This is a genomic window from Mycolicibacterium stellerae, assembly GCF_003719305.1.
GTDB classification, from domain to species: domain Bacteria; phylum Actinomycetota; class Actinomycetes; order Mycobacteriales; family Mycobacteriaceae; genus Mycobacterium; species Mycobacterium stellerae.
In genome coordinates, this window is the sequence record NZ_RARC01000003.1 from 169,038 (window position 1) to 195,522 (window position 26,485).

At 64.6% G+C, this 26,485-nt stretch carries 25 protein-coding genes and 1 tRNA gene; 15 read left to right on the forward strand and 11 right to left on the reverse strand.

Annotated elements, in window-relative coordinates; all coding sequences use genetic code 11:
* Positions 1 to 100 precede the first annotated feature (100 nt).
* Positions 101 to 2,392 carry a CaiB/BaiF CoA transferase family protein gene (locus D6M19_RS06205; protein ID WP_123024495.1) on the forward strand — a complete coding sequence of 764 codons (2,292 nt, stop codon included), beginning with the start codon at positions 101 to 103 and terminating at the stop codon, positions 2,390 to 2,392.
* On the opposite strand, the gene D6M19_RS06210 is transcribed toward D6M19_RS06205, so the two are convergent.
* On the reverse strand, positions 2,382 to 3,872 hold the full coding sequence (locus tag D6M19_RS06210; RefSeq protein ID WP_123024310.1) for a flavin-containing monooxygenase: 1,491 nt from the start codon (positions 3,870 to 3,872) through the stop codon (positions 2,382 to 2,384). The two genes, D6M19_RS06205 and D6M19_RS06210, sit on opposite strands and share 11 nt — an antisense overlap.
* A gap of 40 nt (positions 3,873 to 3,912) precedes the next feature.
* Between D6M19_RS06210 and D6M19_RS06215 the strand changes: the two genes are divergently transcribed.
* A complete protein-coding gene (locus D6M19_RS06215; RefSeq protein WP_123024311.1) occupies positions 3,913 to 5,472 on the forward strand; it encodes an adenylate/guanylate cyclase domain-containing protein in 1,560 nt (519 codons plus the stop codon).
* Positions 5,462 to 6,406 carry a TIGR03619 family F420-dependent LLM class oxidoreductase gene (locus D6M19_RS06220; RefSeq protein ID WP_123024312.1) on the forward strand — a complete coding sequence of 315 codons (945 nt, stop codon included), beginning with the start codon at positions 5,462 to 5,464 and terminating at the stop codon, positions 6,404 to 6,406. Before D6M19_RS06215 ends, D6M19_RS06220 begins: the two co-directional genes overlap by 11 nt.
* Positions 6,407 to 6,553: 147 nt before the next feature.
* Here the strand turns inward: D6M19_RS06220 and D6M19_RS06225 are convergent, their stop codons facing one another.
* Positions 6,554 to 7,096: a YbaK/EbsC family protein gene (locus D6M19_RS06225; protein ID WP_234834720.1), complete on the reverse strand. Its 543-nt coding sequence runs from the start codon at positions 7,094 to 7,096 to the stop codon at positions 6,554 to 6,556.
* Between the two features lie 9 nt (positions 7,097 to 7,105).
* Positions 7,106 to 7,303, reverse strand: coding sequence for a hypothetical protein (locus D6M19_RS06230; protein ID WP_123024313.1), 198 nt, complete (start codon positions 7,301 to 7,303; stop codon positions 7,106 to 7,108).
* Between the two features lie 35 nt (positions 7,304 to 7,338).
* Between D6M19_RS06230 and D6M19_RS06235 the strand changes: the two genes are divergently transcribed.
* Entirely contained in the window at positions 7,339 to 7,764 is a 426-nt protein-coding gene (locus D6M19_RS06235) for a hypothetical protein (protein WP_123024314.1), read from the forward strand.
* A gap of 12 nt (positions 7,765 to 7,776) precedes the next feature.
* Complete coding sequence (locus D6M19_RS06240) at positions 7,777 to 8,649, forward strand: LLM class F420-dependent oxidoreductase (protein ID WP_123024315.1); 873 nt, start codon at positions 7,777 to 7,779, stop codon at positions 8,647 to 8,649.
* Here D6M19_RS06240 and D6M19_RS06245 read toward each other — a convergent pair.
* From D6M19_RS06245 to crcB (D6M19_RS06260), 4 genes are read right to left on the reverse strand one after another with little or no spacing between them, the layout of a single operon-like run.
* On the reverse strand, positions 8,646 to 10,067 hold the full coding sequence (locus D6M19_RS06245) for a CYTH and CHAD domain-containing protein (RefSeq protein WP_123024316.1): 1,422 nt from the start codon (positions 10,065 to 10,067) through the stop codon (positions 8,646 to 8,648). The two genes, D6M19_RS06240 and D6M19_RS06245, sit on opposite strands and share 4 nt — an antisense overlap.
* 41 nt (positions 10,068 to 10,108) lie before the next feature.
* A complete protein-coding gene (locus D6M19_RS06250) occupies positions 10,109 to 11,164 on the reverse strand; it encodes a putative PII-like signaling protein (protein WP_123024317.1) in 1,056 nt (351 codons plus the stop codon).
* On the reverse strand, positions 11,161 to 11,526 hold the full coding sequence (crcB, locus tag D6M19_RS06255; RefSeq protein WP_123024318.1) for a fluoride efflux transporter CrcB: 366 nt from the start codon (positions 11,524 to 11,526) through the stop codon (positions 11,161 to 11,163). Before crcB (D6M19_RS06255) ends, D6M19_RS06250 begins: the two co-directional genes overlap by 4 nt.
* Positions 11,523 to 11,921: a fluoride efflux transporter CrcB gene (gene crcB, locus D6M19_RS06260; protein WP_234834721.1), complete on the reverse strand. Its 399-nt coding sequence runs from the start codon at positions 11,919 to 11,921 to the stop codon at positions 11,523 to 11,525. Before crcB (D6M19_RS06260) ends, crcB (D6M19_RS06255) begins: the two co-directional genes overlap by 4 nt.
* 71 nt (positions 11,922 to 11,992) lie before the next feature.
* On the opposite strand from crcB (D6M19_RS06260), the gene pgm reads away from it, so the two are divergent.
* The 3 genes from pgm (at position 11,993) to D6M19_RS06275 (ending at position 15,021) form a co-directional block, all read left to right on the forward strand.
* Positions 11,993 to 13,627 carry a phosphoglucomutase (alpha-D-glucose-1,6-bisphosphate-dependent) gene (pgm, locus tag D6M19_RS06265; protein WP_123024320.1) on the forward strand — a complete coding sequence of 545 codons (1,635 nt, stop codon included), beginning with the start codon at positions 11,993 to 11,995 and terminating at the stop codon, positions 13,625 to 13,627.
* Positions 13,624 to 14,892 (forward strand): MFS transporter, encoded by a 1,269-nt coding sequence (locus D6M19_RS06270; RefSeq protein ID WP_123024321.1) that lies wholly within the window; start codon positions 13,624 to 13,626, stop codon positions 14,890 to 14,892. Before pgm ends, D6M19_RS06270 begins: the two co-directional genes overlap by 4 nt.
* 56 nt (positions 14,893 to 14,948) lie before the next feature.
* A tRNA-Ala gene (locus tag D6M19_RS06275) sits at positions 14,949 to 15,021 on the forward strand.
* A gap of 44 nt (positions 15,022 to 15,065) precedes the next feature.
* Here D6M19_RS06275 and D6M19_RS06280 read toward each other — a convergent pair.
* The gene (locus D6M19_RS06280) at positions 15,066 to 15,581 is read right to left on the reverse strand and encodes a tyrosine-type recombinase/integrase (protein WP_234834722.1); all 516 of its coding nucleotides are present in this window, start codon (positions 15,579 to 15,581) and stop codon (positions 15,066 to 15,068) included.
* Between the two features lie 285 nt (positions 15,582 to 15,866).
* Between D6M19_RS06280 and D6M19_RS06285 the strand changes: the two genes are divergently transcribed.
* The 3 genes from D6M19_RS06285 to D6M19_RS06295 all read left to right on the forward strand — a co-directional run bounded on the left by D6M19_RS06285 (position 15,867) and on the right by D6M19_RS06295 (position 18,857).
* Complete coding sequence (locus D6M19_RS06285) at positions 15,867 to 17,603, forward strand: hypothetical protein (RefSeq protein ID WP_164478350.1); 1,737 nt, start codon at positions 15,867 to 15,869, stop codon at positions 17,601 to 17,603.
* Positions 17,604 to 17,872: 269 nt separating this feature from the next.
* Positions 17,873 to 18,586: a hypothetical protein gene (locus D6M19_RS06290; RefSeq protein ID WP_123024323.1), complete on the forward strand. Its 714-nt coding sequence runs from the start codon at positions 17,873 to 17,875 to the stop codon at positions 18,584 to 18,586.
* Positions 18,579 to 18,857 carry a hypothetical protein gene (locus tag D6M19_RS06295; RefSeq protein WP_164478351.1) on the forward strand — a complete coding sequence of 93 codons (279 nt, stop codon included), beginning with the start codon at positions 18,579 to 18,581 and terminating at the stop codon, positions 18,855 to 18,857. Before D6M19_RS06290 ends, D6M19_RS06295 begins: the two co-directional genes overlap by 8 nt.
* A gap of 466 nt (positions 18,858 to 19,323) precedes the next feature.
* On the opposite strand, the gene D6M19_RS06300 is transcribed toward D6M19_RS06295, so the two are convergent.
* Positions 19,324 to 20,121 (reverse strand): RsiV family protein, encoded by a 798-nt coding sequence (locus tag D6M19_RS06300; RefSeq protein ID WP_123024325.1) that lies wholly within the window; start codon positions 20,119 to 20,121, stop codon positions 19,324 to 19,326.
* An 838-nt stretch (positions 20,122 to 20,959) separates the two neighbouring features.
* On the opposite strand from D6M19_RS06300, the gene D6M19_RS06305 reads away from it, so the two are divergent.
* On the forward strand, positions 20,960 to 21,463 hold the full coding sequence (locus D6M19_RS06305; RefSeq protein WP_164478352.1) for an SH3 domain-containing protein: 504 nt from the start codon (positions 20,960 to 20,962) through the stop codon (positions 21,461 to 21,463).
* A gap of 757 nt (positions 21,464 to 22,220) precedes the next feature.
* On the opposite strand, the gene D6M19_RS06310 is transcribed toward D6M19_RS06305, so the two are convergent.
* Complete coding sequence (locus tag D6M19_RS06310) at positions 22,221 to 22,805, reverse strand: cysteine hydrolase family protein (RefSeq protein WP_164478353.1); 585 nt, start codon at positions 22,803 to 22,805, stop codon at positions 22,221 to 22,223.
* Between the two features lie 388 nt (positions 22,806 to 23,193).
* Here D6M19_RS06310 and D6M19_RS06315 point away from each other — a divergent pair, with 388 nt between their 5' ends.
* Positions 23,194 to 23,487: a DUF732 domain-containing protein gene (locus D6M19_RS06315; RefSeq protein WP_123024328.1), complete on the forward strand. Its 294-nt coding sequence runs from the start codon at positions 23,194 to 23,196 to the stop codon at positions 23,485 to 23,487.
* Between the two features lie 79 nt (positions 23,488 to 23,566).
* Here the strand turns inward: D6M19_RS06315 and D6M19_RS06320 are convergent, their stop codons facing one another.
* The gene (locus D6M19_RS06320) at positions 23,567 to 24,754 is read right to left on the reverse strand and encodes a cytochrome P450 (RefSeq protein ID WP_164478354.1); all 1,188 of its coding nucleotides are present in this window, start codon (positions 24,752 to 24,754) and stop codon (positions 23,567 to 23,569) included.
* 575 nt (positions 24,755 to 25,329) lie between these two features.
* On the opposite strand from D6M19_RS06320, the gene D6M19_RS06325 reads away from it, so the two are divergent.
* On the forward strand, positions 25,330 to 25,620 hold the full coding sequence (locus D6M19_RS06325; protein WP_123024330.1) for a helix-turn-helix domain-containing protein: 291 nt from the start codon (positions 25,330 to 25,332) through the stop codon (positions 25,618 to 25,620).
* Positions 25,621 to 25,624: 4 nt separating this feature from the next.
* Positions 25,625 to 26,395, forward strand: coding sequence for an IclR family transcriptional regulator (locus D6M19_RS06330; protein ID WP_164478355.1), 771 nt, complete (start codon positions 25,625 to 25,627; stop codon positions 26,393 to 26,395).
* Positions 26,396 to 26,485: the final 90 nt, after the last annotated feature.

Genomic DNA, 26,485 nt, shown 5'->3' on the forward strand with positions numbered 1-26,485 from the left:
GTTGGCCGGCGGCAATTGACGATCTCGGCCCGACAGGTGTACACCATGTGTTGACACGCTGAGCTCGGTGAGGAGCCGCATGGCCGATCCGCTTCAACCGGTGACGGGTGCGCTGGCAGGGCTCCGCGTGGTCGAGATCGCCGACGACATCTCGGGGTCGTACTGCACCAAACTGCTCGCCGACCTCGGCGCCGAGGTCACCAAGATCGAGCCGCCGGCCGGAGACCCGCTGCGTGACTGGGGGCCGTTTCCCGGCGCCGTAAAGGATCCCGACAAGTCCGGGTTGTTCGAGTACCTCAACGCCGGGAAGCATGGGGCGACAATCGATCTCGGCGCTGACGCGTCAGCATCACATTCTCTCATCACTTCGGCCGACCTCCTGGTCGACGGAATGTCGCCGGGAGCGCTTGCCTGCTACGGGCTCGATGTGCCCGCACTGGAAGCGCTGCGCCCCGGCCTTGTCGTCGTACGAATCTCGCCGTTCGGTCAGCACGGACCGCTGCGCGACCGGCAGGTGACACCGCTGACCGTGCAGGCCGCCTCGGGATGGGTCAACCTGCGCGATCCCGACCGGCCGCCCGTTCAGGCTGGGGCGAGGATTGCCGAGTACGTCGCGGGTGGCTACGCCGCGTTGAGCGCACTCACCGCACTGAGGACGCTGTCCGCCGACACACGTCATGTCGTCGAAGTCGACGTATCGGTGATGGAGTCATTGTTGTCGACACTTCCTTACCCGATGTTGTTGGCCGAAAAGATGCGCAGTCTCGGCATGCCTCCCAACACGAAAGCGGGTCCGGTGCTGGGGGTTGTGCGTGCCGCGGACGGCTGGGTCGGCGTCAACTGTCTGACGGGACAGCACTGGCTGGACGTCTGCGCGATGCTCGGGCTCCCGGAGTACGGCGAGCATCAGATCGCGGTCATGCTTGGCGGCCCCGAGCGCGCCGAATTCTACGAGAAAGCCCAGCCGTGGCTCTTGGAGCGAACAGTCGACGAGATCGTCGAACTCGGCCAGGCACTGCGCATTCCGACCACCCCCGTCAACGACGGGGCGACCGTGTTGGACTGTCCGCAATACCGCGACCGCGGGTTCTTCACCGAAGCGGGCGGCGATGACTGGTCGTTCCGTCGACCGGGCGCCCCATTCCGGCTGTCGAAGACGCCCGTCCTTCCGGTTCGGGCAGCACCCCGCCTCGGCGAACCCGCCGCAACCGGTGCGACACAACAGCGCGGGGCCCGCGGCGACCGAGACATGCCGTTCGAGGATGTGAGGGTCCTCGACCTTTCGACGTTCTGGGCAGGCGCCTACCTCACCTGCTATCTCGGCGCGTTCGGCGCCGACATCACCAAGGTCGAATCGATCCAACGTCCAGACGGGTTTCGCTACTCCGGGGCATACGCCCACGAGGGCGACCTGTGGTACGAGCGCAGCGGAATGTGGCAGGCGACCAACCTGAACAAGCGCGACATCACACTCGATCTCACCTCGGACGACGGGCGCGACCTCGCTCGCAGGCTCGCCCGCGACGCCGACGTCGTCGTAGAGAACTTCTCGCCAAGGGTCGTCGAGCAGTTCGGACTCGACTACGAATCGCTCGTGGCGCTGAAACCCGACGTGATTGCGGTGCGCATGCCAGGGTTCGGATTGCAGGGGCCATGGCGCGACTACGTCGGCTGGGCGTACAACTTCGAGCAGACATCGGGGATGGCGGCCGTGACCGGCCACCCGGACGGCCCGCCGTGTGTGCTGCAGGGGCCCGCCGATCCGATCGTCGGGGTGCACGCCGGGGTGGCACTGCTGGCGGCGCTCGAGCATCGGCGCCGGACCGGCGAAGGTCAACTCATCGAGGTCGCGCAGATCGAGACCGCGGCGTGCCTTGCGGCCGAACCCGTGATCGAGTTCTCGATGAACGGGGTGGTTCCGCCGCGTGAGGGCAACCGTCAGCGCGGTTACCTGCAGGGCGTGTATCCGACGGCCGTCGACGACACGTGGGTGGCGGTTTCCGTCAACGACGATGTCGGACTGGATCACGATGCATTCGACGACGCCGTCGCAGCCTGGACGAGGACGCTGCAGCCTTCCGACGTGGTAAATATCCTTACCGCACACGGTATTCCGGCTGAAGAGGTGCTCACCGCTGATCGGATGTACGATCTCGCGCAGCTGGATGCCCGCGGCTTCTACCAGGAACTGAACCACCCGATCACCGGCGTTCACCGCTATCCGGGCTGGCCTTTTCGCATCACGCCGGGACCGGTCGACCATCATCGGTTACCGCCGCCGACGCTCGGGCAGCACAATGACGAGGTGCTGCGCGGCCTTGGCTTGTCGGAGCACGAGATCGACGACCTGCGTGCGCGAAAGGTGATCGGCGAGAAGGCGCTCAACGCATAGCTCGCGCTGTCTCCACGGCTGCCCAGTATCGCTGTTCCCGTTCGGTCAACTCGTTGGATGTGATCGCACCGAATGCGGCCGCATCGCGCGCGAACCGGGCCGGTGCGTCGGGTAACGCGTCTGGGCCCTGCAGCCGGAAGCAACTCGGGGCGAGCGGACCGAAAAGCAAGGCGCGGCGCAGGTGCGGCCAGTCGTCCGGATTCGGTTCGACCCCTGCGGCCCTGGCGAAAGACAACGCCACCAGGTTCATTCGGCTCTTCTGCGACGTTCCGCGCCGCGCGCGGTAGGCGTCGACCGCTGACCGAAGCTCGCCGTCGCCCGGTTCGGGGATGACGCCGCCCCAGGTGTAGGCAACCCAGCGGGCCTGAAGTTCCAGCGGCACAAAGTATCCGCCCGACTGGTCCCACATGCCGACGAAGGCCAACCCGGGAAGATCGGGGTGGAAGGTGTAGCGGTCGGCATCCAGGTGCACCGTGTCGAGGCCGACCACCGACCGTATCTGGTCGTCAAGGAATGGCAGATCGAGTTCGAAGCCGGTGCCGAACAAGATCCCGTCGAAGGCGTCGGTCGACCCGTCGGTGAAGGTCACCGTCTTGCCGTCGACCGATTCCAGCCACGGCCGCACCGTGATTCGGCCCTCCGCCACCAGCGGCAGATACTGCTGGGCCAGCGTGACGCCCGCCGCGAACAGCGACGGGTCAGGCGCGGGCGCTCCGTATTGCTCCGGGCTGCCACCGGCCTCGAGCACGATCTCCTTCAACTGGCGATCGATCTCGGCAGGCGGGAGGGTCTCGTTCGCAAGAGTTCCGTACCGCGTGAAGATCCGGGAATCCGACGGCACCGCTGCGGCGAACTTCGGCAGGACGTACCGCTGACGCCGTTGGGCCACCACGACGCGCACGCCGAGTTGAGCCAGTTCCGAGGCTATTTCGAGTGCGCTGATGGCACCGCCCGCAACAAGAACACTCTTCCCGAGGTAGGGATGTGACTCCCGGTACCTGTAGGTCGGCATCGCCCCTGCCGTGCCGGTGAATGTGTCGAGTCCGGGAACGGTTGGTACGTAGGGTGATTGGAACCGTCCGCTTGCCACGATGACCCGTTCGAACGTCTCCGCTGTGCCGGAACTTTCGACGAGCCAGCCGGCGTCGCTGCGGCTGAGAAGCTCGACCCGTGTGCCGAACCGGATGCGCGACGTCAGGGCGAACGTCTCGGCGTAGCGATGCAGGTACGCGAGGATGTCGCGGTTCGACGGGAACGTCAGGTCCTTCTCGTGCTCCAGGTCGCTGAAGGAGGTGAGGATCCTGCTGGTGTTGGTGTGCATCGTCGGCCAGACCCCGCTGATGCCGGCGGTCCCGGTCCACTGCCCGCCGAGCGTCTGAGTCTGCTCGAAGATCGTCGGCTCGAACCCCTGCGCCAGCAGCCAACGCGCCGCGACCAGGCCTCCCGGGCCTGCCCCGATTACGGCAACGCTTCCTGTCATCTCCCGAACTGTCGCATAGGTGTCAATTAGGCTCAACGACGTGCCGGAAACGTCGTACGCACCATGCGGCGACCTCAGCCTGGCCTACCAGGTGTTCGGCGACGGGCCTGTTGAGCTGGTCTATGCGGGCTCCTTCGTCAGCCATGTCGAGCTCTTCTGGGCGCTACCCGAATACGAGGCCTTCATGAACCGGCTGGCTACGTTCTGTCGGGTGGTCGTATTCGACAAGGCCGGGGTCGGGCTCTCGGATCCCGTACCCAAGATCCGGACGCTCGACGACAGGGCAGCTGAGATCGAGGCCGTCATGGATGCGGTCGGCTTCCGCACGGCTGCCTTGATGGGCATCAGCGAGGGCGGCCCGGCAACCATGGTCTTCGCCGCGACACGTCCCGAACGGACGCGGGCGCTGGTTCTTACCGGCACAGCAGCGTATGTGCCGTCCAACAGCTGGGACGACGTCGACCTCGACCCGGCCGAGTTGAGGGCCCGTGGACTCGTCGAACTGGGTGAGGAATACACCCCGTCTGTCGATCAGATCGCGGACACGCAGAAGTTCGCGCGCTCCGTTCGATCGGGCTGGGGCAGCGGCGAAGCCCTCAGAACAGTCATTCCGTCCGCGCCGTCGGTCCGTCAGCTCGGAATGTTGGAGCGAATGAGCGCGAGCCCGGGAATGGCAAGGGCGACGCTCGAAGCGACCTTCCACCTGGACGTCCGCTCGGTTCTGTCCGCGATCAGCGCGCCCACCCTCGTCGTCCATGCGAAGGCCGACCCTATTGCTCCCGTGCAGTTCGGCAGATACCTCGCCGACAACATCCCCGGCGCACGAATGGTGGAGGTCGACGGCGCTGATCATGCACCATGGATGACCGACCCCGACAGGGTCGTCGCCGAGGTCGAGGAGTTGCTTACGGGCAGCCATGCGGCACCGGCGCGGTCACACCGTGCTCTGCGCACCGTGCTGTTCACCGACATCGTCGCGTCGACGGAACGCGCGGCCGCGGCGGGTGACGAGCGATGGCGCGCCACACTGAATCGTCTTGGCGACGGCACCGCGGAAGCCGCCGCGCGCTTCGACGGGATGGTGGTGAAAAGCACCGGCGACGGTCACCTGATCACGTTCGAGGGACCGACCCAGGCGATCCGCTGTGCAGAAGCCCTGCGCGACGATGCCGAGGGGCTGGGTATCGAAATCCGCGTCGGCATCCACACCGGCGAGTGCGAACTGATGGACGCCGACATCGGCGGAATCGCGGTCCACATCGCCGCCCGGATCCTGGGGCAGGCGGGTGGCGGTGAGATCGTCGTGTCGCGAACGGTGCGTGACCTCGTGGTCGGCTCCGGCATCGGGTTCGCCGATCGCGGCAGCGTCGAACTGCGAGGAGTACCGGGCAGCTGGGAGTTGCTGATCGTGAATCATTGTGGAGCGCAGAGTGATTCGGCCGAGGCAAGGCTCGCGTCAGCGCCGACACCGGGCCCACGGGCCGCGATGCGACGGTCAGACCGCGCGGTGGCGCTCGTGGCGAAACGGACCCCATGGATACTTCGCGGCATGTCCCGCATAGCCCCGACGACAACGAGACCAGCCAACAATGACGCGTAAGCCTCAGGTCTCGCTTTACCTGACCACATATACCGATGATCCAAACCACGATTGGAATGCGACGCTCGACTTGGCTCGTGCCATGGACGAAGCCGGCGTGGATCGCGTCGTCGTCGCCGATCATCTGGTATTTGGTGAGAACCTCAACGCCTATGGGGATCCCGCGATCGGCGGAATGAAGGGTGGCAGGCAGCCGACAGGGCCGGATGGCAATTGGCTCGAGCCGTTGATCTTCTTGACTACGGTGGCCGCCACGACGACCCGCATCCGGTTGGGCAACGCAATCCTGCTCGCGGCGTTACGACGACCGGCCGTGCTGGCCAAACAGTTGGCGACGATGGACGTGCTGTCCGGTGGCCGCATCGACCTGGGCGTCGGTGTCGGCTGGCAGCGCGAGGAGTACGACGCCGTCGGGCTGCGGTTCGAGGATCGCGGGCGCCTGCTCGACCACACGTTGGAGGTCTGCCAACTCCTCTGGACGCAGCAGCGTGCGGCCTACGACTCGCCAGAGCTGTCTTTCGACGGCATTCACCAGATGCCAAAGCCGATGCAGGCCAGGGGAATACCGGTCTGGATCAGTGGCACAGTGAACAAGAGGGTGGCGCGTCGCTTGAGTCGATTCGGCACTCGGTGGATCCCGTGGGGTGCCGACATCGTCAACCTCGAAGAATCCGTACCGGCGATGAAGCAGATGATCGCCGACGTGGGAGGCGATCCAACCGACCTCGAGGTGCAGGGCACAGCCGTGTTGAAGAAGGGTCCAGACGGCGCCATCGATGTAGACGCATCCGTCGCCGCGGTGCCCAAGCAGGTCGCCGCCGGAGCCACCGATATCCGTTTCGGCGGGTCGCTTCCCGATGATCCCGCACAGGCCACCGAGCAGTTGTCGCAGTTGGTGACCGCCTTTCGCGAGGTGGCGCCAGGCGATGGTTAACTCCGGCTAGCGGCCATTTCTACACCTGGGTCGTGATTCCCGCGCGCTGATCCACAACCCTGCTGCAGAATTCGGGGATAGCACTTCGTGCGCGCTGAAGATCGGGCCTTGGGGCGCCGACGCTGGGCGCCTGATGTCTCGGTACATCTAGCCGGGCTTGGTGATCGCGAGCACCTCGGCGGCAGGCAGCGCGGCGAGTACCTCCGATGTGGCGAGCAGTTTGGAGCCGCGAACGCCGCTGCCGATGATGACGCGCTCCTGTTCGACGACATTCTGATCGACCAGAATCGGCCAGTTCGTCGGCAGCCCGACCGGGGTGATGCCGCCGTACTCCATCCCGGTCAGCGACACCGCAGTGTCCATGGAGGCAAACGAAATCTTGCGCGCATCAAGGTGTTTGCGCACCACACCGTTGACGTCGGCTCGGGTGGTCGCCAGCACCATGCATGCCGCGTACCACACGCGGTCGGCCCGCTTGGCCTCGACGACGACACAGTTCGCCGAGACATCCAGCCCGATGTCATAGTGCTCGCAGAAGGCCGCGGTGTCGGCGAGGTCGGGGTCGATCGCGCTGACCCACAGCCCGTCACCGCCCGCCTGATCGATGTAGCGGCGGACGGCATCACCGACCAGGCTCATCGCCTCGCCTACCGCGGCGAACGTCAGCTTTCCCACATCCACTCTGTCCACGCCTGCGTCCTACCCTTCTGTGCTGCTGAACCGCTCACCGATGTAATCGAGCAACCGCGGGTCATCGGAGCTGAACCGGTCCACCTCTTCACCGCCGTCGCATCGCATCAATGCGACCGTCACCCGACCCTGTTTCCGGGAGACGACCGACCAGACGGCGCCGCAGTCCTCCCATCGCTGAAGTTCTGCGACCCGATCGCTGCCCATGCCTCTACGATTCCACGCTGTCGTAGGCTTCGGCCGTGGGTGCGGCATCTGCCGTCGCGGTCGCGGCGATCTTCGTGTGGCTGGGCATGGTGGTGGCGATCTCGTTCATCGAAGCGCCGCTGAAATTCCGTGCTCCCGGGGTCACCCTGCAGATCGGTCTCGGCATCGGCCGCTTGGTTTTCCGCGCCCTCAACGGCTGCGAACTCCTGCTCGCCGGCCTCGTGGCGGTCGCTTTCGTCGTCGACGCACCTGCCGTCGGGGCAGCCGTGGCGGCCGGCGTCGCGATGGTCACGCTGTTGGCGCAGGTGCTGGTGGTGCGGCCGCAGCTGACCAGACGGTCGGATGCGGTCCTCGCAGGCGGCGATGGGCCGCGGTCACGCGCCCACTGGGTGTACATCGGGCTGGAGGTCATCAAGGTCGCCGCGTTGCTCATCGCGGGCATCGCGGCGCTGATGGCGTGAGACGATCGGCGGATGCGGCTCGGATTGCATGCGCTGGGCATCGGCAGCGGCGCCGACCGTGCTGTCATCGACGCGGTTGCATCCGCCGCCGACCGGGCCGGGTTCGCGACGCTGTGGTCGGGCGAACACGTCGTGATGGTGGATCAGTCGTCGTCGCGCTATCCGTACTCCGACGACGGCCGGATCGCGGTGCCTGCGGAAGCCGACTGGATCGACCCGTTGATCGGCTTGAGTTTCGCCGCCGCCGCCACTTCGACCATCCGGATCGCCACCGGTGTGCTGCTGCTGCCAGAGCACAACCCGGTGCTGGTGGCCAAGCAGGCGGCAACGCTGGACACGCTGAGCGGAGGCAGGCTGACGCTCGGCATCGGCATCGGCTGGTCGCGCGAGGAGTTTGACGCGCTCGGCGTCCCGTTCGAGCGGCGGGGCGCGCGCACGAAGGAGTACGTCGACGCCATCCGCACGCTGTGGCGCGACGACGTCGCCTCCTTCGACGGCGAGTTCGTTCGCTTCGACGCGGTGCGGGTCAACCCGAAGCCGGTGCACGACCGCCGCATTCCGATCGTGCTCGGCGGCAACAGCGACGCGGCCCTGCGCCGCGTGGCGACGTGGGGCGACGGCTGGTACGGGTTCAACCTCGACGGCGTCGACGCGGTCGTCGAACGCGTCGAATTCCTGCGTCAGTCGTGCACAGAGTGTGGCCGGGATCCCGCCGACCTGAGGCTCGCCGTCGCGCTGCGCGAGGTCCATCCCGGTGATGTGCCGTCGCTGGCCGCATTGGGCATCGACGAGTTGGTGATCGTGGAAGGCCCACCGGAAGACGCGCGTGAAGCCGCCGACTGGGTGAGCGCGCTCGCCGATCGGTGGATGGCAAAGCTGCTCTAGCGCAGAAGCTCGCGGGCCTGATCCCGCGCGGCCTGGGCGATCTGCTGTTCTCGGGCGTACAGCAGGCCGTAGGTGAAGCCGTTCTCGCCGTACGACGTTCCGGCAGTCAACGCAAAGCGACGCAGCGCATCGGAGGCGACCACGCTGTCCTGATGCTCGCCAAGCACTCGCTGGATCCGCTTGTAGTGTTTCTCCGCCTTCTTGACCGCGGATGACCCGTCCACCTGGCGCCGTAACTCGGCCGCATAGCGCGCCCGTTTCGCGGCCTTACGCGCGCGATGCAGCAAGGCGTCGTCGTCGGAGTCCGCCGCGGCCTCCAGCCGGCGGTCCGCCTTTTGTTCGGCCCGCGCCGCGCGCTTGCGCAGCGTGACGGCCGACGGTGCCGTGGTGACAGGCACTTGGGCCCGCCATTGCTGAAGTGTCGCAAGGATATCCAGGTAGCGAGGCGAATCCATCGCCTCTGCCACCTGTTTGCGGGCACGCAGCTGTTCGGAATGCAGGTCGGTGTTGATTCGGTTGGCGACCGGTCCGAGCACGATCTCAGGCGGCCAGTCTGCGAGGACCTTGCGGAAGCGGCGCCGTTGCACCTGCCGGTCGCGGACTTCACCAAGCAGGCCGGCGAACCACTTGAGCTCCTCGTCGACGTGCCCCGCGGCCGTGCGGTCCAGCAGCTTGCCGAACACCCGAATCGTGCTTCGCAGCCGGCGTATTGCCACCCGGGTGTCGTGGATGGGGTCCTGCCCACGTCGAAGGGCTATATCGCCTTCGAAGATGGCGTCGATCTGCTCGCTGACATACGCCGCCAATGCCGACGGCCCGTCCCCGTCGACGTCCGGCCGTCGGGGAGCGGCGATCGCGTGGGCGAGCTTCGACGGATACCGCGACGGCCGGGCACCCGCCTTGGTGAGTCGCTTGGTCAGCCGTCGAGCCAGCGGACGCGCGTCCGGTCCGAGCTCCACCTCGACCTCTCGCCACGCGAGTAGGCGGTGGTCGACGGATGCCCGCACCAGGTCGTCGGCGAGCTCTGCGATCACTCCATCCTCCGGGTCGGCTCGGATGCGGTAGCGGGTGCGGTCGGTGCGCACCGTCGCCACGTTGACCAGTGGCTTGCCGAGGCGAAGGCCGGTCAACAGTTCCTTCAGCTCGGTCGGTGGGTCATCGGCTAGCGATGTGCGAATCTCGATCCGGCCTTCGGGGTCTGGGACCTTGAGCTGCCAGCCGGTGTCGTCGTCGCCATCCCGTCGTCTGAGCACGATTCCGTGGGACTGCAGATCGTGGTCGCTGGTGTCGTAGTAGACGCTCTCCAGGTGGACCGTGCTGAGGTCGACGTCGCCGCCGTCGATCAGGTCGTGCAGGTCCGGCACGACGAAATGGTCGTCGACGTCCCATTTTTCTTCGCGTTCGAGCAGCTCATGCATAACGAAGAGGCTTTCCGCATCCTCGCGGCACGAAACATCGATCAGTACGGGTAGCTGGCCAACCCGGTGCCTCCGACCCGCGTGCCGTCGTCGATCGACACCAAGGCCGGAACGAGTTCGCTGGTCACCAGGCCGTGCTCGGTGGTCATTTCGTCGATGATCTCGAAGCTGGCCGCGATGCGGTCGGGGGTGTCGACGACGATGGTGGTCACCGGCACCCTGCGGGCCAGCTGCACCCACTTGTCGCCGTGCGGTTGGTGGTCGCCGTGGAATCCCCAGATGCCGCGCAGCACCGTAGCGCCGTTGGCCGACCGTGAGTCGAACAGCCGGCGGACGATGGCCCGGTGGATCGGCACGCCGCCGTGTAGCGCCGACTCGCAGGAGTAGACCATCAGCTTCTGCCAGAGCGCGCGTCCGTGGTCGTCGGTGGGAGGTAAAGCCGGCGGCTGGGCCAACAGGTTGCCGTCGCGTTTACACACTTGTGCACGTTCGATCGTGAAAAGCGGTTCTCGTAAGAGCGTTTCGAGTTCGGGCAGCGCGTCGGCGACTTGCTGGCCGGTGCCGACCGCGATGATCATCACCGGGACGCCGATGTTGCGGCTGAAGAAAGCCGCCCGTTTGCGCTCGCCGTGCGCGGTACCGTCGACGCCGAGAAACACTGAGGCGCCCGCGAATCCGAGTCGATGCAACACCTCACACACCGCGCGGTACGCGGGCCGTCCGTCGGCGCGATCCTGGCGGCCGACGTAGACGGTGAGCTTGGCCGCATCGGGTGTCGTCGGCGCCGAACCGCCGAGGTGTGCGCGTTCGAGCGTGACGAGGCCGCGCGACACCATCGCGGCGACCTGGTCGGCGATCCCGGCCATCTTGTCGGATGTGTCCACAGCTGCGATCGCGATCGGCGAATCCTCCGACAGGCTGAGGGACTGGTCGCTGCGCATCTCGTGGTGCGGGCCGAAGCTGGAGATGCCGCGCAGCACGACGCTGGTGGCGACCGCCTTGTCGCCGTAGAGATCGAGCAGGGCGTCGGACAGGAACCGGTCGCCGTGCCGAAGCCGCTCGGCGAAATACGTGGTGAGCTTGAGACAGTCGGTCACAGCGCGGCGCCGATCGACTGACCAAGCCACGCGGCGGCCAGGCCGAGCAACACACTGACCGCGATGTTGGCGAACGCTGCGACCACTTGACGCTCCTCACCGAGCCGTTGCGTCTCCAGCATCCACGTCGAAAAGGTGGTGTAGGAGCCGACGAACGCGGTACCGGCCAGCAACGCCATATGCGGGCTGAGCGCGAGCCCGGCGAAGAAGCCGAGCAGCAGTGCCCCGCTGAGGTTGACGACAAGCGTGCCGAACGGGAACGGCCTGCCGACCCGCTTGGACACTGCGCGGTCGACCAGGAAGCGCAACACCGCGCCGGCCCCGCCGATCGCCATGACGCCGGCCCACACCGCGACGGTCATCGGCGCACCCCGACCCGCCGCACCATGGCTGTCGCGATATAGACCGCGACCAACCCCGCGGCGATGCTGGCGAGGGTGTAGCCGATGGCGAGGCCGTAGTGGCGGTGCTCGAACATCTTGATGGTCTCGACCTGCATGGTGGAAAACGTCGTAAGGCCCCCGCACAGGCCGGTGCCGATGAGGGGGCGCCGATAACTCGACACCGGCAAACGCTCGAGGAGCCTGGTGACGAAATATCCCAACAGGAATGCGCCCACGATGTTGACGATGAACGTGGGCCACGGCCATCGGCCGGGGTCGGGTGCGGCTAACGTCTCCAGGCCCGCCCGGGCCAGCGTCCCGATCGCGCCGCCGACGAAAACCGCGGCCAACTCACGCCGGTCGAAATTGAACACAAGCCAAAGTATCGCCATCCAGCTTCCGGACCCGCGTACGGCGCGAAATGTCGAGGAGCAGAATCGGGGGCATGGCCGCCAACCCCCGCGCCGGCAAGCCGGCGCAACCCGAAGACCTCATCGATGTGGCCCAGGTGGTCACGGCGTACTACACCGTCGAACCGGATCCGGACAACATCGACCAGCAGGTGGCCTTCGGTACCTCGGGGCACCGCGGATCGAGCCTGGACGCCGCGTTCAACGAGGCGCACATCCTGGCGACCACGCAGGCGATCGCGGAGTACCGGAAGGCGCAGGGTACGTCGGGCCCGCTGTTCATCGGCCGCGACACCCATGCGCTGTCGGAACCGGCGTGGGTGTCGGCGCTCGAGGTGTTGGCCGCCAACGACGTCGTGGCGATGATCGACTCGGCCGACCGCTTCACGCCGACGCCCGCTGTCAGCCACGCGATACTGGCGTTCAACCGGGACCGCGACGGTGACTTGGCCGACGGCATCGTCGTCACACCGTCGCACAACCCGCCCCGCGACGGCGGGTTCAAGTACAACCCGCCCAACGGCGGGCCTGCCGACACCGATGCGACGGGCGTGATCGCCAAGCGGGCCAACGAGATCCTGCGCGACGGCCTGGCGGCGGTGAAGCGGGTGCCGTTGGCCCGTGCGCTGCAGAACGCGCAGCGCCACGACTACATGGACGCCTACATCGCCGATTTGCCGAACGTGGTCGACATGCACGCCATCAGCGCCGAGAAGATCCGCATCGGGGCCGACCCGCTGGGTGGGGCCAGCGTCGACTATTGGGGCGCGATTGCCGAACGGCACAACCTCGAGCTGACGGTGATCAACCCGCTGGTCGACGCCACGTGGCGGTTCATGACGCTGGACACCGACGGCAAGATCAGGATGGACTGCAGCTCACCCAATGCGATGGCCTCGCTGATCGCCAACCGCGAGGCGTACCAGATCGGGACGGGCAACGACGCCGACTCCGACCGGCACGGCATCGTCACGCCCGACGGCGGGCTGCTCAATCCCAACCACTATCTCGCGGTGGCGATCGAGTACCTCTACACGAATCGGCCGGAGTGGCCCGCGACGACGGCCGTCGGCAAGACCGCGGTCAGCTCGTCGATCATCGACCGCGTCGTGGCAGGCCTTGGCCGCAAATTGCTCGAGGTGCCCGTCGGGTTCAAGTGGTTCGTCGACGGATTGATCAGCGGCACCATCGGTTTCGGCGGCGAGGAGAGTGCGGGGGCGTCATTCCTGCGTCGGGACGGATCGACATGGACGACCGACAAGGACGGCATCATCTTGGCGCTGCTGGCGTCGGAGATCCTCGCCGTCACCGGCTCTTCACCGTCGCAGCGCTACGAAGCGCTGGCCGAATCCTACGGTGCGCCAACCTATGCGCGTGTCGACGCGCCTGCCGACCGCGAGCAGAAGGCACGGCTGGCCAAGCTGTCGCCGGAGGAGGTGACGGCCACCGAACTCGCCGGCGAGGAGATCACCGCCAAGCTGACGACGGCACCCGGCAATGGCGCCCCGCTCGGCGGTCTCAAGGTGACGACGGAGAACGCCTGGTTCGCAGCGCGGCCGTCGGGCACCGAGGACGTCTACAAGATCTATGCCGAGTCGTTCAAGGGACCCGAGCATCTCGCCGAGGTACAAGAAGCGGCGCGTGAAGTGGTGAACAAGGTCATCGCGTGAGTTCGGAGAGCGACTGTCGGACGGAGACAACCGAACCCAAGCAGCCGCTGCCGCGTGAAGTCTGGCTGCTGATCGCGGCCAACGTCGTGGTGGCACTCGGCTACGGCGTGGTCGCACCGGTTCTTCCGCAGTATGCGCGGCACTTCGGGGTCAGCATCAGCGCGGCGACGTTCGTCATCACGGCGTTCGCGCTGATGCGACTGGTTGCCGCGCCGCCCGCCGGCCTGCTGGTGCAACGGGTGGGGGAGAGACGGGTCTACGTCAGCGGTCTGGTGATCGTGGCGTTGTCCACCGGCGCCTGTGCCTTCGCGGAAACATATTGGCAGCTACTGCTTTTCCGCTCATTGGGCGGGCTGGGTTCGGCGATGTTCACGGTGTCCTCGCTCGGACTGATGATCCGGATCTCGCCGCCGGACGCGCGTGGGCGAGTCGCGGGCATGTTCTCGTCGGGCTTCCTGATCGGGTCGGTCGGGGGGCCGGTGCTGGGCAGTGTGACCGTGGGCCTGGGATTGGCTGCGCCCTTCGTGATCTACGGCGCCGCACTGCTGGTGGCCGCGGCGGTGGTCTTCATCAGCCTGCGCAACTCCGCTGTGGCGTTACCCGAAGCAACGACGGAACCCGCCGTCTCGGTGCGGACAGTGTTGCGGCACAGCGCATATCGCGCAGCGTTGTTCTCCAACTTTGCGACCGGCTGGGCGGCGTTCGGTTTGCGCATCGCGCTGGTGCCGCTGTTCGTGGTGGAGGGGCTGGGTTACGGAGCGGGCTTCGCGGGATTGGCGCTGGCGACGTTCGCGATCGGCAACATCTTGGCCGTCATTCCCAGCGGGTATCTGTCCGACAAGGTCGGTCGTCGCAAGCTGCTCATCGTCGGCCTGACGGTGTCGGCGGTCTCGACGGTGCTCGTCGGCTACACGTCGTCGCTGCCGGTGTTCCTGGCCGCGGCCCTCGTGACGGGCGCGGCAACCGGAGTCTTCGTCTCACCGCAGCAGGCGGCGGTGGCCGACATCGTCGGCAACAAATCACGAGGCGGAACGGCGGTCGCGACGTTCCAGATGATGGCCGACCTGGGATCCATCGTCGGATCGCTTGCGGTGGGCCAGGTGGCCGAGCACGGCTCGTTCGCGATGGCGTTCTTCGTCAGCGGCGGCGTCCTGCTGGCGGCCGCGGTCGGGTGGGTGTTCGCGCCGGAGACGCGCGGCCTGCCGCCGGTTACGCCGACGCCAATGCGGGCGATCGGGCCGGAGGCCGGTGGCGAAGTTCCGTGACCAGCGACTTTGAAGCCTTACCGCAGGTGGTGTAGCTTCGACAGGCACAACTTCACGGGGCTATGGCGCAGCTGGTAGCGCACCACACTGGCAGTGTGGGGGTCAGGGGTTCGAGTCCCCTTAGCTCCACTTTATTTCGCAGGTCACCCGTGCCTGCCTGTCCTCGTTCTGTCCTATTGGCCGGTCGAAAAGACAGCCGACGCGGCAGTCAATCGGTCGTCAGTGACTCGCCCGTAGACAGCCTGAGTCATTCGTTGGGTGTGGCCGTGCCACGCGGCGACCACGTCGGCGGCGATTCCCGCCGCGCGCATTCGTGAGATGTTCGAGTGCCGCAGCTTGCCCATTGAGATCGCTTTGAGCCCGGCCGCCGTCCGCTGCACGGCGAACTCTCGCGAGTAGTCGCGCACCGGCAACCGTGTCCCGTCTATCCGTGAGAGCAACAGGTCATCGTCGTTGGGTGGCCGCCCCATAGCTAGGCGCTCGCGCGCGTGGACCGTTCGCATGGCCCTGACCATCGCTAGCTCTTGCGGTGGAAGCGGCAGGTCGCGGGCGCTGCGCTGGGTCTTGGTCGCCACAATGATCGAGAAGACTGACCGGTCACGCTCGAACGCGTTCGGCGCGGCGCGCTGCAGTTCGGTCTCGGCGGCGTGAAGTCGTCTGGCGGCTTCATCGGCGGATCGAAGTGCCATCTCGATTGCTGTGTGATCCGCGCCGAAGGTCGCCTTGATTAGCTCGTCCTCGGCAAGCGTGGCACTGGCAGCCGCCACTCGCCAGCGGCGCCATTCAGAGATGCCAGTGGATGGCGGCGGGTGGCGTGCGTGGATGAAACGGGCGCAATCGGCGAAGCGCAACCCTTCCGGCCCTTCGGCGGATTTCGAATAGGGAAGATTCGTCAGCTAGTTAACTCGTTGTCGGAGACTTCCTGGGTCCAAGGTGAGATTCTGATTGCACGGTGAACCAGGCTTGGAGGAGATATGTCTGAGGATGCGTCGTCAAGCGCACAAGATCCTGGCGCAGCGTCTGGGACGCCGAACTTTCGCGCCTTACTGATCAACGACGGCGGTGACCGGGCGACGGTCGATGTTGGAGCAGGCGGTTACCGCATCGTCTCTGCGGGTCAACGCGGCTGGCGCGCCGCCACTCTGGATACGACAGATGCCGTGGCGGGGCCGCGATTTCTCGCCGTCGGTATTGATTCCGCCACAGCGGATAAGCCCCGTGACGGGATCGTGGCCACAGCAACCTCATCGGGGCGGCGCCCCAGGTCGGTGGAGCTGCGCTTGACCAAGGCTGGTGACTGGGTCACTCACACCGAGGAACGCATCCGAGGACGGGCGGTGGTCAGGACAAGGGCGGCGGGTGTGTTGGGTAAGACCACCCAGGGGATCTCGCTGGAGCGAGTGGGATTGGACCACAACGGAAACCAAGCTTGGAGCGCGCAAGCCTCCGTGTCCTATCTGGAAGACGGCTCGCATAAGACGGAAGGGACGATCAGCTATGTCAGCGGGGGCACCGGCGAGTTCGCATCCATCAGCAACCCACGGGGGCTCGAGAGCAGCGGCGGATGGAAACCGATCCCTGCGGGTCCTGGCGCCACCGGTTTGCAAAAGATCGAACTCAACAAGGACGGCTCCGTCGAAACCCACACCACCATCACGAGTCCCAAGGGAACGACGTCCATTCACGACGTCGAATACAGCGGCCAGAGTCACTGGGAAAAGACGACCACGACGAAGACCAGCCAGTTCACTCCCACCGGCAGCGTGAATCATGAGACCACCAAGTCCCAGTTCTTCGATCACGATGTGGGAAAGGGTGAAACAGTCAGCAAAACAATCGAGACCCGGGACGGCGTGACAACGTCTGAGGAGTCGCGAACAGTCTTGACGGGCGACGCCACGAACGGCGGCCGCGTCACCAGCACGACGCGCAGCGATGGGACGGGCTCGATCGAGACGCTCACCTGGAACGGCAACGAGGGCAGCAAGACTCTGACCGAGACCGACAAGAGTGGCGCGGTCGTGAAGGAAGAGCGCACGGCACTGAAAAAGGATCAAGGCACCTGGCGCGAAAAGTACTCCGGCGAGCAAGAGGAAGAGGAAAAGCAGAAAGAGAAGGACTCCTCCTCAAGCGACGATGACTCCTCCTCGAGCGACAATGACGATTCCGACAATGGGGAACAGACCGACGATTCGGGCAGCGAGACCGAAAGTGATGACGGCAGCGGCGACTACGGGGAGGACACTGGTGGGCCGCCCGGTCTGAGTTGGGACGGCCAGGACAACGGACCCCTGTCACTGCTGAAGGATGGCGGTAAATCGCTGACCGACGGAGACGATCCGATGCGTGAGCTCGACCTGCTCGGCGCACCGGAGTTTGCCGCGTTACTCGTAAAGGCACTGCGTGGCGCCGCCGCCGGCAAGGGTGGCTCAGGGGGCGAGGGACTCGGCGAAGACTTCGGCCCCGAAATCGACGCGAGCCGCCTGACACTGACGGTGCCTCACTCCGTGGCGATCGACGGCGAGTGGGGCGACTTCACCAACCCGAAGGCGCACACCCGTCTGGTGACCGAGATCGAGACACACCTGGTTGAACAGGGTCAGGAGAGTCTGGCGCGCGACCTCAGCGCCACAACCCTGGACCATGGCCTCGACATAACTGGTCTCCGGACTGGATTCAACATCGCCGACGCGGGCACCAGGTTCACGTAGAGGACACACTGAGGATCGCAACAAGCTGGCGTCGACCCCACGCGAAGCAGGCGCGATCGGCTCGCGACAGAATCGGTCATTATCGCTAGATCGCCCTCGAGGCGCTGCCGACGTGGCATCGATATGTGGCATCGATATAAGGGGGCGAATGGCCGAAAGAGGACGTCATCGATCCCGGTGGCAGCGCGGTCGATGAGCCGTCGGAGTCGCAGGACGGCAACGATAACGGCGGACGATCGCCCGCCGAGTCGGCGCCACCGGCGGCGGCGGTGCTGGCATTTCTCGACATGCAGCGGAAACAGGCCGAGGATGGCGCGACCCAAAACCTCCAACAGGTTGAGCGCAGCCGCAAGCGTACTGACCTGTGGGGAAAGGGTGTGCTCGGACTCGGTACAGCGCTCCTGACGGCTCTCGGGATCGGCAAGCTTGCCGACGTCTTGCCGCAGGATGGTGCGGTCAATCAGATCCTCGCAACCCTGGGACTTGTCGTTGCGCTTGGCGCGTTAATGATCGTCGGACTGCGCCTGTCGCGAGTGAGTCTTCCGATCGTCCTGCGTCCTAGCGCGGACACGTTGACGCAGAAACGATGGCGGAAAACCCCGGATGGACTGAGCCAGCGGGAACTAAAGGTTGTCGGGCAGGTGTACGGCCGGTTCGCCACCCAGAACGGGATCCCCAGCCTCGCCCAGTACGCGGCGATTGCCACGGTCATCGAATCCACGTTCACCGTTCTCGCCGACGACGGTAAGAGTCCTGAAGATGTCGACCCAAGCGACGTGGAGGAGCGGATCAAGACAATTACCGCCGAGCTCGATATCCGGTTGAGAAGCGAGGCAAGCGGTGACGACGCCAAGGTTGCGGTGCCGACCAAGACGGCAATCAGCACCTACGTCGCGTATGCGCTAAAACATCCCGATCTGGCCCGCGAAGGCCGCACTTGTCCGATCCGAGTTGCGATGGGTGATAACGAGCGCGTTGGCTGACATCGTGGGGCGGCGGGCGGTGAATGCGACGACCGATTGGATCTCGCTCATGATTGTCGCCTTCGTGCCGATTGGTGTCTTGGCCTCCGTGGCCATTACGTACTTCGGTAATGCGAACGATGTCAACCGGCTGCAGGATTGGCAGGACGCCAAGACTTGTGTCGAGGTGGCGACATCTCTCAAGGAGGGCGGGTTGACGATGACACCTCCCGATTGCGTTTTCCCGGCCCCGATTCTCTTACCGGGTTCTACGTCACCAGCGAAGCGCTAGGACCTCGTTGCGAAGCGCCAGTCATGGGTCATCTGCCGGGTTGTCACGCGGAGAATGTGAAGACATCCGCTTCCTAGCGATGCCCGACAACAAGACCACGGTGGTTTCGGCCTTCGCCACCGTTGTTGGCCAGACGCTTTCATGCTTCTGCTCCAGCACGAACCCCAACCGTTGCCGGAGCGCTCCTCGCGGCTCGCGCGCTACTGCGGGAGTCAAGCTGGCGACGCGTCCACGACGAAGCCGAACGATCGACGGCTAAGGACATAAGGCCGGACTTACTCCTCACCTCGCCAACCGCCGAGCCTATTGAGGCGATGCGCGGTTAGCGCGGCGCCGCCAAAGTGAACCTGAACCGACGACATGACGACAACCGTGACGACAGTTGCACGCGAAACGACGCCGACAACAAGCGGCCCGCTGCTAGACGGCCTGTTCACCGCACTGGCCTGGTCCTGGCAGTGTGGGGTTACGCAATCATTGGGTCGATCGCCGACCGGGGCGCCAGGACCTGCAACGCCCCGTATGAGGCGGGCAGCAGCACGCCCTGGTCGAAGAAGAAGATCACCCCGTCGTTGACCACCGCGAAATTCTGGTAGGTGGCAGGGTTGTACAGCGCCGTTGTCGCGATGGGCAACGGCGGCGGTGGCGGTGTGGAAGTCGGCGTGGCTGCAGCCGGCTGCCCCGGCTGCCCCGGTTGCGCAGGCGGCGCGGCCGGCGGCGGTGGAGCCAGCTGCTTCTGCAGCTCGGCCTGCACGATCGGCGCGACGGTCTTCAAGGGATCTTCGACCCGCCACAACGGCGTATTTTCTTTGTCGTCCGGCGCGGCCGTGTAGATGATCGCCTTGCGATAGGTCTGGTCCCAGTTGAACGCCTTCCACGTCGTCTGCGGTTGCGCGCCGCCCACGTTTTGGTTCACCTTGAACACCACGGCCTGCGTGCCGCGCGGAGGAATCGCTGAGTTGTATTCCGTCGGCTTGATGGTCAGCGCATACGGAGTATCGCGTGGCGCGCCCGACTTGGCGGCGTTGAGGAACCCGTCCCGGGTTTGAGAGATGTAGTCGGCGACCGACTTCTGGTCGGGGTAATCCAGCGGGATACTGATGTCGACCCTGTACGCGGGGTCGGAGAGTTGGATCTCGCACGTGCTGCCGGCATTGCCGCCCTTGAGGTCGGCGCAGTAATCCTTCGGCGCCGCCGCCGCAACGCCCGAAGAACCGAAGATGGCGGCAACCGTGACGAGCACGGCCACACTGATAGAGCGCATGGGTAATCCCTCCAAGCAGACGCGGCACCGCGTCACGGACGAAAGATTAACGCGCAGCGCGCCAAGAGAGCGGGCCAGGCGGAGTTAGCGCTGCATACCGTGGTCTGAGGTGGTGGTTGGGTTGACGTCCCCGGCCTAGACCCAGCACTGTTACGTCGCGTATTCGCCGAGGCATATCGCCAGCACAGCGATTGCCTGCACAACACACCGTAGATACAGTTCCCGCAGTTCAGAAGGCATCTCTGCTGCGAAGCACCGGGGTTCGAGTCCCCTTAGCTGCTGATTAAGAGTCTCGGCGTTCCTCTAGCTCAGCAGGCAAGTCACGAGGTGATCGGGACTGCGCGGATTGCTGTCCACTCCTGACTAGCACTGTCCGGGCGGCCGCAAGGTACACACTGCGGGGTACACCAAAGCGGGTACACACTACAACGCGCGGCACAAACAGCTGGGGCGGACGAGGCGCCGCGCGTTTGATCAGTTCGTCCTTCTGGGCGCGGCAAGGCGTTCGGCCGCGTGGAGGTCCGCTGCGTACAAAACATAGGGAAACGCCCGATTTCTCCGACCTACAGGTATGCGTAGCGTCTGACCCAGCATTGGACGCGACACATAGGAGAGCGCCATGTTGTTAAGGAAGATTGTCGACAGTTGTGCGCGTCTGGCCGCTGCAGTGGCCCTGAGCGCCGGGGGGTTGCTGGCGTCGCCGACGGCACACGCTGCCGCGAACTGCACGGTCGATGGCCAATACTTCACCATCCACCAAGACAACGGCTTCGACATAATGGTCGCCGCCAACGGCTCAACACTAGGACCGTCCGCGCACTCGAATAAGGGAAATGACATGGGTCCGGCCGGGACCCTCACCGGCAGCATCACCGGGCGCAAGATCGACTTCTCGGTGACCTGGTACACCAACCAATACGGTCTGCTGGGTGACCCAGGAACAGCGCATTTCACCGGCTTCATCGGCGACAACCTTGCCGACGGCAACTCGACCGGAAAGCCTTGGCAGGTGAAAGCGGAAGACGGAATCACGACGTTCTGGGCTGCGTCTCACTGGAACTCGGTGGGTTACCCCTTCATCTGCGCTGCCGACGACACGCCGGCTACCGATCCGAAGGCACTGGGAGACGCCACGGTCATCGCCGATACCGACATCTACGACAAGCCCGACGGTAAAGGGACGAAGATCGGCACCCTGCTCGCCGGCGAAGTGCACCCTGTGATGGAACCGTGCAGGGACGACTGGTGTCGTGTCGGCCGCATCGAACTAGGTGGCTACGAGGGGCTGCCGAACGGAACGGCCTGGGTCTACAGCAAGGGCTTTCTGACGTTCTCCCCGTGACTGGGTACGCCTGCGGGTACACCCCGTGTACCTCGCGAAGCACCCCAGAAACACAGAAACCCCTGCCTAGCAGGGGTTTCTGGGGGTGCGCCGTCAGGGTTTCGAACCCGGACCCGCTGATTACCCTTCAGCGGGTCCGACCGCTGCCGGAGGATTCCGATGAGAGTGCAAAAGCACTGTTAGCGGGCGGTTTTGGGTTCCTACGGCTGCCAGTCGGTACCGGACGATTCCGGCTCATCGCCCGCCATAAAAGGTGCAAAACATCCCCTCGCCCCAATCCGTCGCAGCTAAGTTGCTGTCTTCAGGGCGTCGGCAGGCTGTCGTCTTCAGCCTTGCTCCGCCAGTAGCCGGATCTTACGCGCGGGAATCTGTGAGTCACCAGAGCCCTGAGCGCACAAGCTGCGCCGTCATGCTCACGCTCAACCCTTCCCTGATATCCGCGAGACTTCTTCTACCGATCTTGCTCGACACAACTTCGCCGCCGCCGGCAACGATCCGAACCGCATCACCGCGCTTGACATGTTGATCAAGCTCGCGATAGCCCGATCTCCAAATCGCATATCTGGCGGGGGTTTCGGCCGGGGCGTGCCGATCGGCAACATCCCCAACTAATTGTCGACCGTCCCGTGGAAGTCTTATCTCGAAGGCTGTACGGAGGCGCGGATCGCTTCACCGCGTACGCAGAGGTGAGATGAGGGGTGTCGGTTACGTTGCCCGAGAAACCTGACCGCCGAGCAGGTCGCCGAATCCATGCCGCTCAAGACTTCGTTTCAGCTCGTTGTATGTGCGACTTATTGGCCGCCATCGCCGTATAAAGCTGCGCGGCCGTCAAGACCTCGGCTTGTCGGGGAAAGACTCGCTGGCACAAGAGGTCGTGGAGCTCGGGGTCAGGGTCGGTTGCACAGTCGACTAAGACAATCAGCCTGTAATCCCGATCAGCCGCCTCGCGGACGACGGTCAGCATAGCGCCGCTGGTATGTGCTCCGGCCACTATCAGCGTGGTCACGCCCAGGTTGGTCAGCTGCTCGTCGAGGTTGGTCTTGGAGAAGACTCCCAGGCGGGTGGTGCGAATCTCGATATCTTCTGGGCGCGCCGCCAACGCGGGATGGAGATCAGCGTCGGGAGTTCCGTTCTGCAACTGGCGCTCTCGCACCACCGTCGAGAACTCCTTGTTGGTCAGCGGGGGAAATCGGTTGTCCACCGGGTCAAGTGCCAATCGCGCATGAATAACGTGGGCGTCGTGGATACGAAGGACGTCGATGGCAGCGTTGACCCTGGTGATGAACACTTCGCGGTCGGGTACCGAGTCCAGAATTCCGGGCTGGCATCCCAGCAGCAGCAACGCGCACTCAGTGGACTCTAGGCTAGCTGTCGGGATGGGGGAGGGAGCACGTTTCGAAACCGACGACGGTTGGTGCGGTGGCGTTTCGGCTGGCTGCGCGCCCGCCTTGGATGCCGCGATCCGTGCCGGACGGAGTCGGCGATCCTGCCGCGTCAAGTACCGCCACACCGATTCCACAAACACCGAGATTCCCTTCATCCGAGAAGATCTGACAGCGGTTGACAACGATTGGACTCAGATATCCTGGTCATGTCAAGACGGCGCTATGTGCCGTAGGGGTAGCAACGCAAATAGCAGTTGTTCCAACTGGATTGCGGCACAGAACAATACGTACCGTGACGGGTTAGCACGACGATAGACGGCGAGCTCGAAACGAAGGGTGCGACTGATGCCCAACACAGGACGGACCACGTCGGTACTGGCGACGCTGGCGTGGGCGGTCACCGCTGCAGCGACGACCGCACCGCCCGCTGGGGACGACGCCGTCGCCTATCTGGTGAATGTGACAGTGAGGCCGGGTTACAACTTCGCTGGTCCCGACCAGACGATCGCTTATGGCCATGGGATCTGCGAGCAGGTCGACGCCGGTAGTGGCTACCGCGATTTGGTCGCCCGGATTAAGTTCGACTTCGCGACATCCGGCGACTTCAAGGTGCCTACTGATCAACCAGGCGGTCGATGAGCTATGCCGGTTATGATCTGACAGCTTCGCACTAGTGCGGCGACGCGTTGATTCTGTAGCCGACGCGATCCTCACACGGTTAATCGTTCCTTGCGCGGCTGAAGACGATCGGCACCGACACCGCACCCCAGACTTGACTCTGCACGAACCTGACCTCTTGGCCGGGGGCGATGCGGAAATCATCGAACGCCCGGAAGACCTCCTCGATCGCCACGCGGAGCTCCAGACGTGCCAGGTGCATGCCGAGGCACTTGTGGATTCCACTGCCGAAAGTCAGGTGGCGGACGTTATTTCGGTCGAAATGCGGCTCATCTGGTTCCGAGAACTCGAGAGGGTCGCGGTTGGCGGCAGGAAGTGCGAGCAGGATCCTCTCGCCTGCCTTCAACGCTTGTCCGGCCACCTCTGTGTCGGTATGTACCGTGCGTCCAGTCGCTACAGGTGCAAACAGGCGCAGCGCCTCCTCTACGATCTGCGCCGACGGCGACTTGCGGGCCTGCGCTTGTACATCGGGATTGGCTGCGAAGTAGGCGAGTGTCGTCGACAGAGTCTTGTAAGTCGTATCGAATCCCGCTCCGATCATGCTAAAACCGATCGCAGCGATCACATCGTCGGTCAGCTCTGACACTTCGGTCTGCTGCTTGAGCAGGTAGCTGAGTAGGTCGTCACCGGGGGACTCGCGAAGCGGTGCGATGATGACCTCTTTCACGAAGCTCATGGCCGTTCGCCACGCGTCGGTCGCACCCGTTGGGTCCTGTCCGCCTTGATCGACCATGTAGCGCACGCCGTCGCGGATCAGGTCCATGTTGTGCTCCTGCACACCCACAACCCGCAGGATCATCTCCATCGGGATGGACAGGGCGTACTCCGCAGCCACGTCGACGGGCGACTCCAACGCGGCGAGTTTCTCCGCACTCAGATCGCGAAGCGCCGGTTCGAAGCTCGCAATGCGCCGCGGTGTGAACCATTCGCGCAACAGGGTTCGGTACAGCCGGTGCTCAGGGTCTTGGAGCATCTGAGGGACTAGAGCATTGCCGCCAGTCATGTCCGGGATGAGCGCGCCCTCAGACGTGAAGTCATCGGGGGCCGAGGCGATGGCTTGAATCGGTCCGTATCCGGTGGCGATCCAGAATCCGCCGTGATGATCGCTCCACTGGATCGGGTTCTCGCTACGCAAGTCCCTATACACCTCGTGGATGCGGCCGGCGATCGTCTGGTCGTGGTGGTCGAAGTCCACCGTGGGACGCCGATCGGTAGTCGGCTGAACCATGTTACGCACTCTTTCTCTCACGGACGTCGTAGGCGGTGGCGTGATCCAGCGCACCATCGACCACTTTCATCGACCAGCTGACCGATAGGAAGGTTCATATGTAGTGCTGTCACTACTCCGATGTTGGTACGTGGCGGCCCCACGTGCCGGTCGAGGTCGTTCGAAACATCTCCCGACCTGCGAGCATCAGTAGGAAAACCGTGTCGCATCGAAGGTGAAGAATTGCATTCAACGGACTTGGCAAACGATGCTGTTTCCGCCCGGACCCCGAGAACGAAGCCTCGCGATTCGGATGCGTCGAGTCGATGTGATTCGCCTTCACGGCAGCCCCCGCTGGGCCATGAAGTACTGCGCTACAGGTCTTTTCGTGTGCTACGCAAATGGATGAGGCGCTGCCGGGCACGCTAGACATCACGGCCCTGCGAGCTCGTAAAGACGCTCCTGGCTGAGCAAGAGCTGACTATTAGCGCTAGTACTAGCAATTTGCTGCCCCTTGTACCACACATCGCGGGCTGCCTACAGTGCCGGAGCAATGTAAGAAGCACTCACTCGGCCTTGAGTTTTAAGGAGGTACGGTGGCGGGCGCAGACAAACCGCTGGTTCGATCGCTGCAACGAGGGTTGCGAATCATCAATGTCGTGGCCGAACGCGGGCCGCTTCACGCCAAGCCTGTCGCGCGCCGCGTCGGGCTTCCGCTGCCCACGACATATCACCTTCTCAGGACTCTCGTTCACGATGGCTACCTCGCGCGTCTCGATGACGGCTCCTACGTACTTGGGGGTCGCCTGGATTGGACCGGGATTCCGATGGCCAACGCCGCGGGGCGATCACTGGCCGCCGTCGCGAGTGGCGCGAGTGGGGATTAAGTCGATGGAGGCGTCGGCGCCCACCCTCATCCAGAGCCTGCAACGCGGCATGAAGGTGATCGACACCATCGCCGAGCGTGGACCACTGACCGCCAGATCGATCAGCGATTCGACCGGGATCGTTCTTGCCACCGCATATCACTTGCTGCGCACCCTGATTCACGAGGGATACTTGTGCCGCATCGAGGACGGCCGCTACGCGCTAGGACCACAATTCGAATGTGTCGCCCAACTCGAGGGCCGTGCCCGCAATTACCGTCTGGTCCGCGAAGCGATGGCGCAGCTGTCAGCGGCCACGCGATCCCATGTCCTCATCGGAATCTTGGAACAGGGCGACATCGAGGTATGGAGCATAGTCGAGTATCCGTGCGCGCCGCGCATCGAGTGCTGGCCGGGGATGCTGCTGCCCGGACATGCGACTGCGATCGGCAAGAGCATCCTATCGAGGATGTCGACCTGGGAGCGTGAGAGCTATCTCAGCCGTAACCCGTTGCAGGTTTATACATCTCATACCATAACGACAAGATCACGTCTTCAATGTCAGCTAAGCGACGTCCCATTGACGGTAAGTGAACAAGAATTCAGCTACGGGGTCACTTGCGTGGCGTCCGCATTGCACCATGCGGACGCGCTGGCGTCGGTGGGCATCTCGTATGCATCGAACCGATCCCGGCGCGTGCGGTCCGAACTGGACGAGCATCTCCTGCGCGCAACAGCAGCGATCTCGAACTTGTTGTCTGATAGTCGAGTTCCCCGGCGACGTATCGTCGCCTAGCGGGGTCGGTGGGGGTGTCGTCGATACCCCTGTCACATCTTTTGGATCACGGTCTCGAAATGTTTAACTGACGCTGGCGGGTGGTCGGTC

What these genes read in the sequence shown, in the direction of transcription:
- D6M19_RS06210 (WP_123024310.1), bottom strand. Translation starts at nt 3,872, where the DNA reads ATGACAGGAAGCGTTGCCGTAATCGGGGCAGGCCCGGGAGGCCTGGTC.
- D6M19_RS06240 (WP_123024315.1), top strand. Translation starts at nt 7,777, where the DNA reads ATGCGGCTCGGATTGCATGCGCTGGGCATCGGCAGCGGCGCCGACCGT.
- crcB (WP_123024318.1), bottom strand. Translation starts at nt 11,526, where the DNA reads ATGACCGTCGCGGTGTGGGCCGGCGTCATGGCGATCGGCGGGGCCGGC.
- D6M19_RS06315 (WP_123024328.1), top strand. Translation starts at nt 23,194, where the DNA reads ATGCCCAACACAGGACGGACCACGTCGGTACTGGCGACGCTGGCGTGG.
- D6M19_RS06330 (WP_164478355.1), top strand. Translation starts at nt 25,625, where the DNA reads ATGGAGGCGTCGGCGCCCACCCTCATCCAGAGCCTGCAACGCGGCATG.
- D6M19_RS06230 (WP_123024313.1), bottom strand. Translation starts at nt 7,303, where the DNA reads ATGGGCAGCGATCGGGTCGCAGAACTTCAGCGATGGGAGGACTGCGGC.
- D6M19_RS06245 (WP_123024316.1), bottom strand. Translation starts at nt 10,067, where the DNA reads ATGCATGAGCTGCTCGAACGCGAAGAAAAATGGGACGTCGACGACCAT.
- D6M19_RS06300 (WP_123024325.1), bottom strand. Translation starts at nt 20,121, where the DNA reads ATGCGCTCTATCAGTGTGGCCGTGCTCGTCACGGTTGCCGCCATCTTC.
- D6M19_RS06320 (WP_164478354.1), bottom strand. Translation starts at nt 24,754, where the DNA reads ATGGTTCAGCCGACTACCGATCGGCGTCCCACGGTGGACTTCGACCAC.
- pgm (WP_123024320.1), top strand. Translation starts at nt 11,993, where the DNA reads ATGGCCGCCAACCCCCGCGCCGGCAAGCCGGCGCAACCCGAAGACCTC.
- D6M19_RS06280 (WP_234834722.1), bottom strand. Translation starts at nt 15,581, where the DNA reads ATGGCACTTCGATCCGCCGATGAAGCCGCCAGACGACTTCACGCCGCC.
- D6M19_RS06220 (WP_123024312.1), top strand. Translation starts at nt 5,462, where the DNA reads ATGACGCGTAAGCCTCAGGTCTCGCTTTACCTGACCACATATACCGAT.
- D6M19_RS06305 (WP_164478352.1), top strand. Translation starts at nt 20,960, where the DNA reads ATGGGTCCGGCCGGGACCCTCACCGGCAGCATCACCGGGCGCAAGATC.
- D6M19_RS06285 (WP_164478350.1), top strand. Translation starts at nt 15,867, where the DNA reads ATGTCTGAGGATGCGTCGTCAAGCGCACAAGATCCTGGCGCAGCGTCT.